This is a genomic window from Curvibacter fontanus, assembly GCF_054780335.1.
On record NZ_BAAGWN010000047.1, the window covers coordinates 141,723 to 153,810 of the forward strand.

The 12,088-nt window shown below is 66.1% G+C and carries 16 protein-coding genes and 1 pseudogene; all 17 read right to left on the reverse strand.

Annotated elements, in window-relative coordinates; genetic code table 11:
- Positions 1-252 carry a Sec-independent protein translocase subunit TatA gene (gene tatA / locus ACYVH8_RS17615; protein WP_460490116.1) on the reverse strand — a complete coding sequence of 84 codons (252 nt, stop codon included), beginning with the start codon at positions 250-252 and terminating at the stop codon, positions 1-3.
- A gap of 66 nt (positions 253-318) precedes the next feature.
- Positions 319-690, reverse strand: coding sequence for a histidine triad nucleotide-binding protein (locus ACYVH8_RS17620; RefSeq protein ID WP_460490117.1), 372 nt, complete (start codon positions 688-690; stop codon positions 319-321).
- Positions 691-755: 65 nt separating this feature from the next.
- Positions 756-1,136, reverse strand: a complete 381-nt coding sequence (locus ACYVH8_RS17625; protein WP_460490118.1) for a phosphoribosyl-ATP diphosphatase — start codon at positions 1,134-1,136, stop codon at positions 756-758.
- Positions 1,137-1,141: 5 nt separating this feature from the next.
- Positions 1,142-1,534 (reverse strand): annotated as a pseudogene (gene hisI, locus ACYVH8_RS17630) (phosphoribosyl-AMP cyclohydrolase); the annotation flags it as partial.
- A 16-nt stretch (positions 1,535-1,550) separates the two neighbouring features.
- The gene (gene hisF / locus ACYVH8_RS17635) at positions 1,551-2,342 is read right to left on the reverse strand and encodes an imidazole glycerol phosphate synthase subunit HisF (RefSeq protein ID WP_460490119.1); all 792 of its coding nucleotides are present in this window, start codon (positions 2,340-2,342) and stop codon (positions 1,551-1,553) included.
- Between the two features lie 16 nt (positions 2,343-2,358).
- Complete coding sequence (locus tag ACYVH8_RS17640) at positions 2,359-3,198, reverse strand: D-hexose-6-phosphate mutarotase (RefSeq protein WP_460490120.1); 840 nt, start codon at positions 3,196-3,198, stop codon at positions 2,359-2,361.
- The gene (hisA, locus tag ACYVH8_RS17645) at positions 3,191-3,931 is read right to left on the reverse strand and encodes a 1-(5-phosphoribosyl)-5-[(5-phosphoribosylamino)methylideneamino]imidazole-4-carboxamide isomerase (RefSeq protein WP_460490121.1); all 741 of its coding nucleotides are present in this window, start codon (positions 3,929-3,931) and stop codon (positions 3,191-3,193) included. The genes ACYVH8_RS17640 and hisA overlap by 8 nt, the downstream gene beginning before the upstream one ends.
- Before the next feature lie 48 nt (positions 3,932-3,979).
- On the reverse strand, positions 3,980-4,657 hold the full coding sequence (hisH, locus tag ACYVH8_RS17650; RefSeq protein WP_460490122.1) for an imidazole glycerol phosphate synthase subunit HisH: 678 nt from the start codon (positions 4,655-4,657) through the stop codon (positions 3,980-3,982).
- Between the two features lie 4 nt (positions 4,658-4,661).
- A complete protein-coding gene (hisB, locus tag ACYVH8_RS17655; protein WP_460490123.1) occupies positions 4,662-5,258 on the reverse strand; it encodes an imidazoleglycerol-phosphate dehydratase HisB in 597 nt (198 codons plus the stop codon).
- On the reverse strand, positions 5,255-6,352 hold the full coding sequence (gene hisC / locus ACYVH8_RS17660) for a histidinol-phosphate transaminase (protein ID WP_460490124.1): 1,098 nt from the start codon (positions 6,350-6,352) through the stop codon (positions 5,255-5,257). The genes hisB and hisC overlap by 4 nt, the downstream gene beginning before the upstream one ends.
- The gene (gene hisD / locus ACYVH8_RS17665) at positions 6,349-7,677 is read right to left on the reverse strand and encodes a histidinol dehydrogenase (protein ID WP_460490125.1); all 1,329 of its coding nucleotides are present in this window, start codon (positions 7,675-7,677) and stop codon (positions 6,349-6,351) included. The genes hisC and hisD overlap by 4 nt, the downstream gene beginning before the upstream one ends.
- Positions 7,678-7,735: 58 nt before the next feature.
- The gene (gene hisG, locus ACYVH8_RS17670) at positions 7,736-8,401 is read right to left on the reverse strand and encodes an ATP phosphoribosyltransferase (protein ID WP_460490126.1); all 666 of its coding nucleotides are present in this window, start codon (positions 8,399-8,401) and stop codon (positions 7,736-7,738) included.
- A 112-nt stretch (positions 8,402-8,513) separates the two neighbouring features.
- Positions 8,514-9,779: a UDP-N-acetylglucosamine 1-carboxyvinyltransferase gene (murA, locus tag ACYVH8_RS17675; protein WP_460490127.1), complete on the reverse strand. Its 1,266-nt coding sequence runs from the start codon at positions 9,777-9,779 to the stop codon at positions 8,514-8,516.
- 6 nt (positions 9,780-9,785) lie between these two features.
- A complete protein-coding gene (locus ACYVH8_RS17680; RefSeq protein WP_460490128.1) occupies positions 9,786-10,028 on the reverse strand; it encodes a BolA family protein in 243 nt (80 codons plus the stop codon).
- A gap of 5 nt (positions 10,029-10,033) precedes the next feature.
- Positions 10,034-10,789 carry an ABC transporter permease gene (locus ACYVH8_RS17685; protein WP_460490129.1) on the reverse strand — a complete coding sequence of 252 codons (756 nt, stop codon included), beginning with the start codon at positions 10,787-10,789 and terminating at the stop codon, positions 10,034-10,036.
- Positions 10,786-11,724 carry an ABC transporter ATP-binding protein gene (locus ACYVH8_RS17690; RefSeq protein ID WP_460490130.1) on the reverse strand — a complete coding sequence of 313 codons (939 nt, stop codon included), beginning with the start codon at positions 11,722-11,724 and terminating at the stop codon, positions 10,786-10,788. The genes ACYVH8_RS17685 and ACYVH8_RS17690 overlap by 4 nt, the downstream gene beginning before the upstream one ends.
- Before the next feature lie 91 nt (positions 11,725-11,815).
- Complete coding sequence (locus tag ACYVH8_RS17695) at positions 11,816-12,088, reverse strand: STAS domain-containing protein (protein WP_460490131.1); 273 nt, start codon at positions 12,086-12,088, stop codon at positions 11,816-11,818.

Here is a 12,088-nt window from a genome sequence, read left to right on the forward strand (position 1 = left end):
TCAGGACTTGGGCTTGGCTTCGACGTCGATGGTGTTCTTGTCGGCAGCCGGGGCCGCCGTGCTGGCCACCTGCTGGGGGGCGGGTGCCGCAGCGGGTTTGTCTTCGGCCGAGGAGCCATCCTTCATGCCGTCCTTGAAACCCTTGACGGCGCTGCCCAGGTCGCTGCCCAGGTTCTTCAGCTTCTTGGTGCCGAACACCATGACCACGATCAGCAGCACGATCAGCCAGTGCCAGATGGAAAAGGAACCCATATATCTCTCCTAAGGAATGCACGATTTTAATCGCCGCAGGGGCGGCTCGGACGAAACGGGGAAAAATCACCCCTTCAACCAGGGGCGGGGGCCGCCGATCACGTGGAAGTGCAGGTGGTGCACTTCTTGCCCCCCGTCCCCGCCGGTGTTGCAGACGACGCGGAAGCCTCCCTCCGGGTAGGGCCGGCAGCCTTCCTGCGCGGCCAGCTTGGGGGCCAGCGCCATCATGCGCCCCAGCAGGTCCGCGTGCCCGGGCCCGACCTGGGCCATGGAGGGGATATGCAACTTGGGGATCAGCAGGAAATGCACGGGCGCCCACGGGTTGATATCGTGGAAGGCAAAGATGTCCTGGTCCTCGTAGACCTTTTTGGCAGGGATCTTGCCGGACACCAGCTTGCAAAAAATACAGTCCGGGTCACTGTGCTTGACGTCGCTCATGCGGAAAACTCCATGGATATGGCAAGGGGTCGAGCAATTTGGGGGCCAGCCGCGGATGAACGCGTCTACTGCGCACCGCCCTCGCGGGCCAGCGCCTTGCGCAGGGCTTTTTCCTCGATGCCGCTGGTGCCTTCACGGCGCTCCAGTTCGGCAATCACATCGGCCGGCTTCAGGCCGTAATGGGCCAGGGCGATCATGGTGTGGAACCAGAGATCGGCCACCTCACCGACCAGCTTGCTGCGATCGCCACCGCTGTCAGCGTCCTTGGCCGCCATCACGACCTCGGTCGCCTCCTCGCCCACCTTCTTCAAAAAGGCATCCGGCCCCTTGTGCAGCAGGCGGGCCACATAGCTCTTCTCGGGGTCACCGCCGCGCGCCGGCAGGCGGCTCTCGATCACGGCCGCCAGGCGGGCCAGGGCATCGACAGAATTTGCAGACTCGGCCATGGTCTTCACTTGTAGATGGTTTCGGGATCCTTGAGGACCGGATCAACGGCGTGCCAGGCGCCGTCTTTGTAGACACTGAAGAAGCAGCTGTGGCGACCCGTGTGGCAGGCGATGCCGGGCTCGTGCCCGAGCTGGGTCACCGTGAGCAGCACCACATCGTTGTCGCAATCGAGGCGGATCTCGTGCACGGTCTGCACATGACCCGACTCCTCGCCCTTGAACCAGAGTTTGCCGCGCGAGCGGCTGAAGTACACCGCACGACCCAGCTCGGCCGTCTTCTGCAGCGCCTCGCGGTTCATCCAGGCGAACATCAGCACGTCACGGCTGCCCTGCTCCTGGGCGATCACCGGCACCAGGCCCTGGGCATCCCATTTCACTTCGTCGAGCCAGTTCATGGTGTGATTGTCTCGCGATTCAGGCTGCGGTTTCGAGGCGCACCGGAATGCCGGCCCGGGCCATGCGGTCCTTGGCCTGGGCGATGGTGTATTCGCCGTAGTGGAAGATGCTGGCGGCCAGCACGGCGTCGGCCCCGCCCTGCTGGACGCCTTCGACCATGTGATCCAGATTGCCCACGCCACCCGAAGCAATGACGGGCACGCTCACCGCATCGCTGACCGCGCGCGTGAGCGCCAGGTCGAAGCCGGATTTGGTGCCGTCGCGGTCCATGCTGGTCAGCAGGATCTCGCCGGCGCCGTGCTCGGCCATCTGGCGCGCCCAGGCCACGGCGTCCAGCCCCGTGTTCTTGCGCCCGCCATGGCTGTAGACGTCCCAGCCCTCGCCCCGCGCCAGCAGGTCCTCGCCGTACCGGCGCTTGGCGTCGATGGCGACCACGATGCACTGGGCGCCGTATTTATGCGAGGCGTCACGGATGACTTGCGGGTTGGCGATGGCGGCCGAGTTGAAGCTGGTCTTGTCGGCGCCGGCGTTGAGCAGGCGCCGCACGTCTTCCACCGTGCGCACGCCGCCACCGACCGTCAGCGGGATGAACACCTGGGAGGCCACGGCCTCGATGATGTGCAGGATCAGGTCGCGCCCATCGCTGGTCGCGGTGATGTCGAGAAAAGTGAGTTCGTCGGCGCCCTGCTCGTTGTAGCGCGCGGCGATTTCCACCGGGTCCCCGGCGTCGCGCAACTCGACGAAATTGACGCCCTTGACGACGCGTCCGCCCGTCACGTCCAGGCAGGGAATGATACGTTTGGCCAGCATGCCCGGATTGTAGGTCTCAGCGCAGGCTGAGACGCTGCCAGCCCTGCCACATGCCCCCAGCCGGCAGGGTGATGGGCTGCATGACCTGGGCCGCTTCCACGCAGAGCATCTGCCGGTATCCGTCGACCGGCAGGTCTACCAACGTAGCGCCCTTCTCCGCTCCGGGGTTCCAGACCACGGTATGGGCCAGGCTGGGACTTTGTTCGATCTGCAAACGCTGCGGGCCTTCGCGCAGGAGCAGCGCCTGGGCGGCGGCGTCATAGACACGATCGAATTCGCCCTGGAAACGCAGGGGGCCATTGGCGCGCCCGTGCCGGTCCGTCAGGGCATCCCACTCGGGCTGGCCTTGCAGGCCCTCGAGCTGCACCGCTGCGATGTCATCGACTGCGAAATAGGTGTGCAGGGCCCCGGTGAAGCCCAGGGGCACAGCGTCGGTGTTGTGCACGTCCAGCGTCATCTGCAAGCTGCCCGGCCGCAGCTCCAGCGTCAGGGTCGCCTCGAAAGCCTGGGGCCAGAACTGCCGCGTCTCTGCGCTGGCGGTCAGGCGCAGCGACAGGCGCGCCAGTTCGGCCCCGAGCTGCGGCCGCGCAAGCGCCTGCCAGGGCAGGTTGCGCACGAAACCATGTTTGGGCAACGTGCCGCGCATATTGAACTGGGGAAAGCAGACGGGGACCCCGCCGCGTATCGCGGACCTGCCATCGAGCAGGCTGCGGGGGCTGAGGTAGAGCCGCTCCCGACCGCCGGATATCCAGGACACCACATGGGCGCCGTGCAGCAGGACGCGCAGGCGGTCGCCGCAGGGCAGGCTCAGGGTCAGTGCGGGGAGGCCGTGAAACAGCTCGCCGGGCTCAGCCATTCAGTTCGTCGGCGCGGATCTGGGCGGCCTCGAAATCCAGGTCGCCGGTGTAGATGGCGCGGCCGCAGATCACGCCCTCCACGCCTTCGTCTTCCACGGCGCACAGGGCCTCGATGTCAGCCATATTGCTCAGGCCGCCTGAGGCGATGACCGGGATGGTCAGGGCCTGGGCCAGCTTGACGGTGGCATCGACGTTGATGCCCGAGAGCATGCCGTCACGGCCGATGTCGGTGTAGATGATGGACTCGACGCCGTAGTCCTCGAACTTCTTGCCCAGGTCGACGACCTCGTGCCGGGTCAGCTTGCTCCAGCCGTCGGTCGCCACCTTGCCGTCCTTGGCGTCCAGGCCCACGATGATGTGGCCGCCAAAGGCGGTGCAGGCGTCCTGCAGGAAACCGGGGTTCTTGACGGCGGCCGTGCCGATGATGACGTAGCGCAGGCCGGCGTCCAGATAACGTTCGATGGTGTCCAGATCGCGGATGCCGCCGCCCAGCTGCACGTCGATTTCGTTGCCGACTTCCTTGAGGATGCTGCGGATGGCCTGTTCGTTCTTGGGGTGGCCGGCAAACGCGCCGTTGAGGTCCACCAGGTGCAGACGGCGCGCGCCCTTGCTGACCCACTTGCGCGCCATCACCGCCGGGTCTTCGCCGAAAGTGGTGGACTGGTCCATATCGCCCTGCTTGAGGCGCACGCAGTGGCCGTCTTTCAGATCAATCGCAGGAATTAAAAGCATGGTGCAAGAACGAGGACAGAGCGCGATCAGGCGGAATCGTGCGAGGAATCAGGGATTCCAGTGGAGGAAGTTGCGATAGAGGGCAAGGCCGTGGGCTGCACTTTTCTCTGGGTGGAATTGTGTCGCGAAAATATTATCGCGTGCAATGGCCGCCGTGAAGCGCCCGCCGTAGTCGGCCTCGCCCGCGCTGTGGCGCGCATCCGACGGTCGCGCATAGAAACTGTGCACGAAATAGTAGTAGCTGTCATCCGGCACACCGGCCCAGACCGGGTGACGCCCCTGGCCCGGGTCCATCTGCCGCACCCGGTTCCAGCCCATCTGCGGCACCTTGTAGCGGCTGCCATCGGGCTGCAGGCGGCCGGCCAGATCGAACTTGATCACGGCCCCGTGGATCAGGCCCAGCCCTGGCGTATCACCCTCGGCGCTGTGGTCCAGCATCATCTGCATGCCCACGCAGACGCCGAACAGGGGCTTGCGGGCGGCGGCCTCCAGCACAGCATCCTGCATGCCCGAATCGCGCAGTTCGCGCATGCAGTCGGGCATGGCCCCCTGGCCCGGCAGCACCACACGGGCCGCCGCGCGCACCTCTTCAGGGCGCGAGGTGATGAGCACATGCCAGCCGCTACCGGCAGCTGCGGCCTGCACGGCCTGCGAGACCGAACGCAGGTTGCCCATGCCGTAGTCGACGACGGCGACGGTGCGGGCCGGAAGTCCAGCAGTGGTCATGAGGCTAGAGCGAGCCTTTGGTGGAGGGAATGGTGCCCACCGAGCGCGGATCGATTTCCAGCGCGGCGCGCAGGGCGCGGCCGAAGGCCTTGAACACGGTCTCGGCCTGGTGGTGCGCGTTCTCGCCCTTGAGGTTGTCGATGTGCAGGGTGATGAAGGCGTGGTTCACGAAGCCCTGGAAGAACTCGTAGGTGAGCTGGGTGTCGAAGGCGCCGATCATGCCGCTCTTGAAAGGCACGTGCATGTCCAGGCCCGGACGACCCGAGAAATCGACAACGACACGCGACAGGGCCTCGTCCAGCGGCACATAAGCGTGGCCGTAGCGGCGAATGCCCTTCTTGTCGCCCACGGCCTTGGCCACCGCCTGGCCCAGGGTGATGCCCACGTCTTCCACCGTGTGGTGGCCGTCGATATGCAGATCGCCCTTGGCCTGGACGTCCAGGTCGATCAGGCCATGGCGCGCGATCTGGTCCAGCATGTGGTCGAAGAAACCGATGCCGGTGGACAGGCGAGAGGCGCCCGTCCCGTCCAGGTTGACCTTGACGGTGATCTGGGTCTCCGCGGTGTTGCGGGACACTTCAGCGGTACGTGGTGTGCTCATAACGATTCTTTCAAGGCGGCCAGCATCAGCTGGTTTTCCTGCGGGGTGCCCACGGTCAGACGCAGGCAGTTGGCCAGGAGGGGGTGCAGCTTGGACACATTCTTCACCAGGACCTTGCGCACCTTCATGCCTTCGAAGGTCTTGGCCGCATCGGGCACGCGCAGCAGGATCATGTTGGCGTCGCTGTTCCAGGCTCGCACCCCGGGCATGGCCTTCAACGCTTCCAAAATCATAGCACGCTGCGCTTTGATGTCCTGAGCCTGGGCCGCGAACACCTCGGCGTGTTCGAGCGCGAACAGGGCGCACTCGTAGTTCAGCACACTGACGTTGTAGGGTGGGCGCACCTTGTCGACCTCGGCGATCAGTGCCGCCGGACCCATCATGTAGCCCAGCCGCACACCGGCCAGGCCGAACTTGGAGAGCGTGCGCATCAACAGCACATGGCTGTTGGCCGCCGGCTTGGCGCGGATGCGCTCCAGCCAGCTGCGCGCGGCAAAGGGCTGGTAAGCCTCGTCCATGACCACCAGGCCACCCTGTTCACCGACGGCAGCGACGATCTTCTCGATCGCCGCGTCGTTCCACAGATTGGCCGTGGGATTGTTCGGGTAGGCGATGTAGGTGATGGTGGGCTTGTGCTTGGCAATGGCGCCCAGCATGGCCGTGACATCGAGCTCGAACTCGGGCGTCAGCGGTACGCCATGGAAGCTCAGGCCCTGCAGCTGCGCGCTCATGGCGTACATCACGAAACCCGGCACGGGCGCGAGGATGGCGGCCCCGGGCACATCACAGGCCATGGCCAGCAGGGAAATCAGTTCGTCCGAGCCGTTGCCCAGCATCAGCGCGTGGCCCTCGGGCATGCCGGCGTAGCGGGCCAGCGCGGCCCGCAAATCGTCCACCCGACCATCCGGGTAGCGGTTCAAGGCCAGCCGGCCCAGACGCCGGCCCAGCTCGGCCTGCAGTTCGGGCGGCAGGCCGTAGGGGTTCTCCATGGCGTCGAGCTTGACCAAACCCGCCGACTCCTGCACGGCATAGGCATGCATGCCCTGGATATCCTGGCGGATCAGGCTCTTGAGCTTCGGGTCGAGTGCGGTCATTTCTTCGGGTCTTTCAGGCGCATCTCGGCCGCGCGTGCATGGGCCTGCAGGCCTTCGCCATGCGCCAGCACAGAGGCGATCTGCCCCAGGGTCTGCGCGCCGGCTTCGCTGACCTCGATCAGGCTGCTGCGCTTCTGGAAGTCATAAACCCCCAGCGGCGATGAGAACCGCGCCGTGCCGCTGGTAGGCAGCACGTGGTTGGGGCCGGCGCAGTAATCGCCCAGCGACTCGCTGGTGTACGCACCCAGGAAGATGGCACCGGCGTGCTTGAGCAGGGGCTCCCAGCGGTGCGGCTCGCCGCTGCAGACCTCCAGATGCTCGGGTGCGATGCGGTTGCTGATGGCGCAGGCCTCTTCCATGCTGCGCGTATGGATCAGGGCGCCGCGGCCGTTGAGGGACTTGGCGATGATCTCGGCGCGCGGCATCTCGTTCAACAAGCGGTCGATCTCGCGCTGCACGGCTTCGATGTAGGCCGCATCGGGGCAGAGCAGGATGCTCTGCGCCAGTTCATCGTGTTCGGCCTGGGAAAACAGGTCCATGGCCACCCAGTCGGCCGGCGTGCTGCCGTCGGCCAGCACCAGGATCTCGCTGGGGCCGGCAATCATGTCGATCCCCACCTGGCCAAAAACACGGCGCTTGGCGCTGGCCACATAGGCATTGCCCGGGCCGGTGATCTTGTCCACCCCGGGTACGGTCGCCGTGCCGTAGGCCAGCGCGGCCACGGCCTGGGCGCCGCCGATGGTGAAAACACGCGTGACACCGGCGACATAGGCGGCCGCCAGCACCAGCGGGTTCTTCTCGCCACGCGGCGTGGGCACCACCATGATGATCTCGTCCACCCCGGCCACGTGGGCGGGGATGGCGTTCATCAGCACCGAAGAGGGGTAGGCCGCCTTGCCGCCCGGCACGTAGATGCCGACGCGGTCCAGCGGTGTGACCTTCTGGCCCAGCAGGGTGCCATCGGCATCGCGGTAGCTCCAGCTTTCGCCGCTGGCGCGTTTCTGCGCCTCGTGGTAGCTGCGCACGCGTTGGGCAGCGGCCTGCAGCGCCTCGCGCTGGGCTGCCGGCAGGGCGTCGAAAGCCGTCTTGAGTTCGGCCTGGCTCAGCTCCAGTTCCTTGAGCGAGGCAGCCTGCAGGCCGTCGAAACGCGCGGTGTACTCGAGCACGGCGGCGTCACCGCGTTTTTGCACATCGGCCAGGATCTCGGCCACGCGCTGCTCGATGGCCGCGTCGGTCTCACCCGACCAATGCTGGCGCTCCTTGAAACGCTGCTCGAAATCCGCTTGAGCGGTGGACAGACGCAGGGGCCGGGCGATCAGGCTCACAGATCAACCTCCATGCTACGCATTGCGGTGCGAGCACCTTCGGGCGGCCGTGCGGTACTCATGGCTGCCCCAGCGCCTTGCCGAAGGCGTCGATGATCTTGCGCATGGGTTCGCGTTTGAGCTTGAGCGCGGCCTGGTTGACCACCAGGCGCGAGCTGATGTCCATGATGCGCTCGACCTCGACCAGATGGTTGGCCTTGAGCGTGTTGCCGGTGGACACCAGGTCCACGATGGCGTCGGCCAGGCCGGTCAGCGGCGCCAGCTCCATGCTGCCATAGAGCTTGATCAGGTCCACGTGCACGCCCTTGGCGGCGAAGAATTCACGGGCGATGGCCACGTATTTGGTGGCCACGCGCAGTCGTGCACCCTGGCGCACGGCGGCGGCATAGTCGTAGCCCTCACGCACGGCCACACTGACGCGGCACTTGGCGATCTGCAGGTCCAGCGGCTGGTACAGACCCGTGCTACCGGCCGCACCACCCCACTCCATGCCGTGTTCGATCAGTGTGTCCAGGCCGGTGATGCCCAGGTCGGCGCCGCCGTACTGCACATAGGTCGGCACATCGGTGGCGCGCACCAGCACCACGCGTACCTCCGGCTGGTTGGTGGCCAGGATGAGCTTGCGGGTCTTTTCAGGATCGTCCGGCACCTCGATGCCGGCCGCCTGGAGCAGGGGCAGGGTCTCGTCGAAGATGCGACCTTTGGAGAGGGCGAGCGTGATCATGGTGGGGCTTTCATTTTCTCATGGCGTGAGCGCCGCCGGGCCGCCCCAAGGCGCGAGGGCCCCCTCGGGGCTGACGCCTGCGGCCACACGGAGTGGTCAAGCGTGGGGGCGCTCATTTGATGCGTTCGATATCCGCGCCGATGGCCGCCAGCTTGGCTTCCATGCGGTCGTAGCCCCTGTCCAGGTGATAGATGCGGTCCACCACGGTCTCGCCCTCGGCCACCAGGCCGGCGATCACCAAACTGGCCGAAGCGCGCAGGTCGGTGGCCATGATGGTGGCGCCGGAGAGCTGCGTCACGCCCTCGATCACGGCCACCTTGCCGTCGATCTGGATCTTCGCGCCCAGGCGCACCAGTTCGTTGACGTGCATGAATCGGTTCTCGAAGATGGTCTCGGTCACCTTGGCCGTGCCCTGCGCGATGCAGTTGAGCGTCATGAACTGGGCCTGCATGTCGGTGGGGAAACCAGGGTATTCGGTGGTGCGGAAGCTCTGCGCCTGCAGGCGGCCCTGGGCCTGGACGCGAATGCCGTCGGGCAAAGCCGTCACCGTGGCGCCGGCCGCCACCAGCTTTTCGATCACCGCATCCAGATGGTCGGCCCGGCCATGCCTGAGCACCACGTCGCCCCCCGTGGCCGCCACGGCGCACAGAAAGGTGCCCGCCTCGATGCGGTCGGCCACCACCTGGTGCCCACAGCCGTGCAGAGCACCCACGCCCTGGATGCGGATGCGACTGCTGCCGTGCCCCTCGATCCTGGCGCCCATCTTGATGAGCATTTCGGCCAGATCCGGAATCTCCGGCTCCTGCGCGGCGTTTTCCAGGATGGTCTCGCCCTCGGCCAGGGTGGCGGCCATCAGCAGGTTCTCGGTGCCCGTGACGGTGACCATGTCGGTCGTGATGCGCGCACCTTTGAGTCGCTTCGCACCCTTGGGCAGCTTGGCCAGGATGTAGCCGTGCTCGACCGTGATCTCGGCCCCCATGGCTGTCAGGCCCTTGATATGCTGGTCCACCGGGCGCGAGCCGATGGCGCAGCCGCCGGGCAGCGAGACCGTGGCCTCCCCGAAGCGCGCCAGCAAAGGCCCCAGGGCCAGCACCGAGGCGCGCATGGTCTTGACCAGCTCATAGGGCGCTTCCGGGCTGCTCAGGGTCGACGCGTCGATGCGCACCGTGCCACCCTCGCCCTGCTGGACCTGCACGCCCATGTTGCGGATCAGCTTGAGCATGGTGGCCACGTCCTGCAGGCGCGGCACGTTGAGCAGGTTCACGGGCTGCGCGGTCAGCAGAGCAGCGCAGAGCTCGGGCAGGGCCGCGTTCTTGGCGCCGGAAATCGGCACCTCGCCGCGCAGTTCGCGCCCGCCGCGTATCAGCAATTTATCCATGGGACTTCACTTGGGTTGCGCCGCCCATTCGGCCGGCGTGTAGGTTTTCATGGACAGGGCATGCACCTCGTCGGTCTGCATCTTCTGGCCCAGCGTGGCATAGACACGCTGGTGGCGCTGGATGGCCCGCCTGCCTTCAAACTCGGAAGACACGATGGTGGCGTACCAGTGGCGGCCGTCGCCGCTGAGCTCGATGTGCTCGCATGGCAGTCCGGCGGCGATGATGGCCTGGAGTTGATCTGAAGTCATGCTGCTCATCCGCGTATCTTGTAGCCGATGCGCAGCAGGCGCACGGCCAGCCCTCCCACCACCAGCAGGGCGGTGCCGACGATGCCCAGGCTCAGCCAGGGCGAGACATCACTCACGCCAAAAAAGCCGTGGCGGAAGCCGTCGATCATGTAGAAGAAGGGATTGAGGTGACTCACGCCCTGCCAGAAGGCCGGCAGGGAATGGATGGAATAGAACACGCCGCTGAGGAAGGTCATGGGCATGATCACGAAGTTCTGGAAAGCGGCGAGCTGGTCGAACTTCTCGGCCCACAGGCCGGCGATCAGGCCCAGGGTGCCCAGCAGGGCCGCGCCGAGCACGGCAAAGACCAGGATCCACAAGGGCGCCTGGATCGTGAGATCGGTGAACCAGAAGGTGACCAGCAGCACACCCGAGCCCACCACCAGACCGCGCAAGACCGAGGAGCCGACGTAGGCCAGGAACCAGGCCCAGTGCGAGAGCGGCGTGAGCAGCAGGAAGACCAGGTTGCCCATGATCTTGCTCTGGATCAGCGAAGAGGAGCTGTTGGCAAAGGCGTTCTGCAACACGCTCATCATGACCAGGCCGGGAATCAGGAAAGCGGTGTAGCTGATGCGGTCGTAGACCTTGACATGGTCTTCCAGCACATGACCGAAGATCAGCAGGTAGAGCACGGCCGTGAGCACGGGCGCGGCGATGGTCTGGAAGCTGACCTTCCAGAAGCGCAGCACTTCCTTGTAGAGCAGGGTCTGCCAGCCGCTCATGGTGTGGCCCCTGTCTTGCTGGTCTTGCCGCCCATCACCTGCAGAAACACATCCTCCAGGTCGGCCTTGGTGATCTCGACGTCGTCCACCACGACACCGGACTCGCGCACGGCGGCCAGATAGGTTTCGATCTCGCGCGCGTCGTGCGCCGGGAACTGCACGATGCGGCCGGTCACGCGTGCCTGCGCGGCCAGAGCGGCCGGCAGCTGGCCCTCGATCTTCATGCGCAACACGTGGCTGGACGCCGATTTCAGCAGCTCACTGGTGCGCTCCAGCGCCACCACCCGACCCGCCTTGAGCATGGCGATGCGCCCGCACAGGGCCTCGGCCTCTTCCAGGTAATGGGTGGTCAGCAGCACCGTGTGCCCTTCGCGGTTGAGCCGGGCGACAAACTGCCAAAGGGTCTGGCGCAGCTCCACGTCCACACCGGCCGTGGGCTCGTCCAGCACGATGACCGGCGGCTTGTGCACCAGGGCCTGGGCCACCAGCACGCGCCGTTTCATGCCGCCGGAGAGCTGGCGCATATTGGCGCTCGCCTTGTCGGCCAGGCCCAGGCTTTCCAGCAGCTCGTCGATCCAGGCCTCGTTGTTCCTCACGCCGAAATAGCCGGACTGGATGCGCAGGGTCTCGCGCACATTGAAAAAGGGGTCGAACACCAGTTCCTGGGGCACCACGCCCAGCTTCTTGCGAGCCTGCGCGTAGTCGGCCTGCACGTCATGGCCCAGCACGGACACGCGGCCGTTGCTGGCACGCACCAGGCCGGCGAGGATGCTGATCAGGGTGGTTTTGCCGGCGCCATTGGGGCCGAGCAGGCCGAAGAACTCGCCCTCCTCGATGTCCAGGCTGACATCGTCCAGCGCAGCGAAGGTGGCGCCCTTGGGGCCGCGGGCGAGCGGATAGTGCCGGGAGACGGACTGGAAGGAGAGGGCGGGCATGGGAACCCGCTATTTTAGGCGGTCGGGAGAGACCTTGGGAGGGTCTGCAAAACTCCCGCACGGCGCGAGTTTTGCAGACCCTCCCCTGGGCTCAGGCGGTCGGCAGCAGCAATTCGGCGACCCCGTAGAGGCTGGCCAGATCGACCAGCCGGGACGAAAGGCCGCGAATTTCGAAGCCCTTGCCACGCGCCACGCTGGCGCGCCGGAACTCCAGCAGCACCGCCAGGGCCGAGGAGTCGAAGCGTTTGAGCAAGGCGGCATCTACCAGCACGTCCGAGCCGGTCTGCGAGGGCAGGCCCTGCACCAGCATGCGCAGGCAGGCCGAGGCCTGCTTGTGGGTCAGTTCAGCGGGCAGCACCAGCAT

Coding starts and splice junctions, on each gene's coding strand:
- tatA (WP_460490116.1), bottom strand. CDS start 252: ATGGGTTCCTTTTCCATCTGGCACTGGCTGATCGTGCTGCTGATCGTG.
- ACYVH8_RS17620 (WP_460490117.1), bottom strand. CDS start 690: ATGAGCGACGTCAAGCACAGTGACCCGGACTGTATTTTTTGCAAGCTG.
- ACYVH8_RS17625 (WP_460490118.1), bottom strand. CDS start 1,136: ATGGCCGAGTCTGCAAATTCTGTCGATGCCCTGGCCCGCCTGGCGGCC.
- hisF (WP_460490119.1), bottom strand. CDS start 2,342: ATGCTGGCCAAACGTATCATTCCCTGCCTGGACGTGACGGGCGGACGC.
- ACYVH8_RS17640 (WP_460490120.1), bottom strand. CDS start 3,198: ATGGCTGAGCCCGGCGAGCTGTTTCACGGCCTCCCCGCACTGACCCTG.
- hisA (WP_460490121.1), bottom strand. CDS start 3,931: ATGCTTTTAATTCCTGCGATTGATCTGAAAGACGGCCACTGCGTGCGC.
- hisH (WP_460490122.1), bottom strand. CDS start 4,657: ATGACCACTGCTGGACTTCCGGCCCGCACCGTCGCCGTCGTCGACTAC.
- hisB (WP_460490123.1), bottom strand. CDS start 5,258: ATGAGCACACCACGTACCGCTGAAGTGTCCCGCAACACCGCGGAGACC.
- hisC (WP_460490124.1), bottom strand. CDS start 6,352: ATGACCGCACTCGACCCGAAGCTCAAGAGCCTGATCCGCCAGGATATC.
- hisG (WP_460490126.1), bottom strand. CDS start 8,401: ATGATCACGCTCGCCCTCTCCAAAGGTCGCATCTTCGACGAGACCCTG.
- murA (WP_460490127.1), bottom strand. CDS start 9,779: ATGGATAAATTGCTGATACGCGGCGGGCGCGAACTGCGCGGCGAGGTG.
- ACYVH8_RS17680 (WP_460490128.1), bottom strand. CDS start 10,028: ATGACTTCAGATCAACTCCAGGCCATCATCGCCGCCGGACTGCCATGC.
- ACYVH8_RS17685 (WP_460490129.1), bottom strand. CDS start 10,789: ATGAGCGGCTGGCAGACCCTGCTCTACAAGGAAGTGCTGCGCTTCTGG.
- ACYVH8_RS17690 (WP_460490130.1), bottom strand. CDS start 11,724: ATGCCCGCCCTCTCCTTCCAGTCCGTCTCCCGGCACTATCCGCTCGCC.
- ACYVH8_RS17695 (WP_460490131.1), bottom strand. CDS start 12,088: ATGCTGGTGCTGCCCGCTGAACTGACCCACAAGCAGGCCTCGGCCTGC.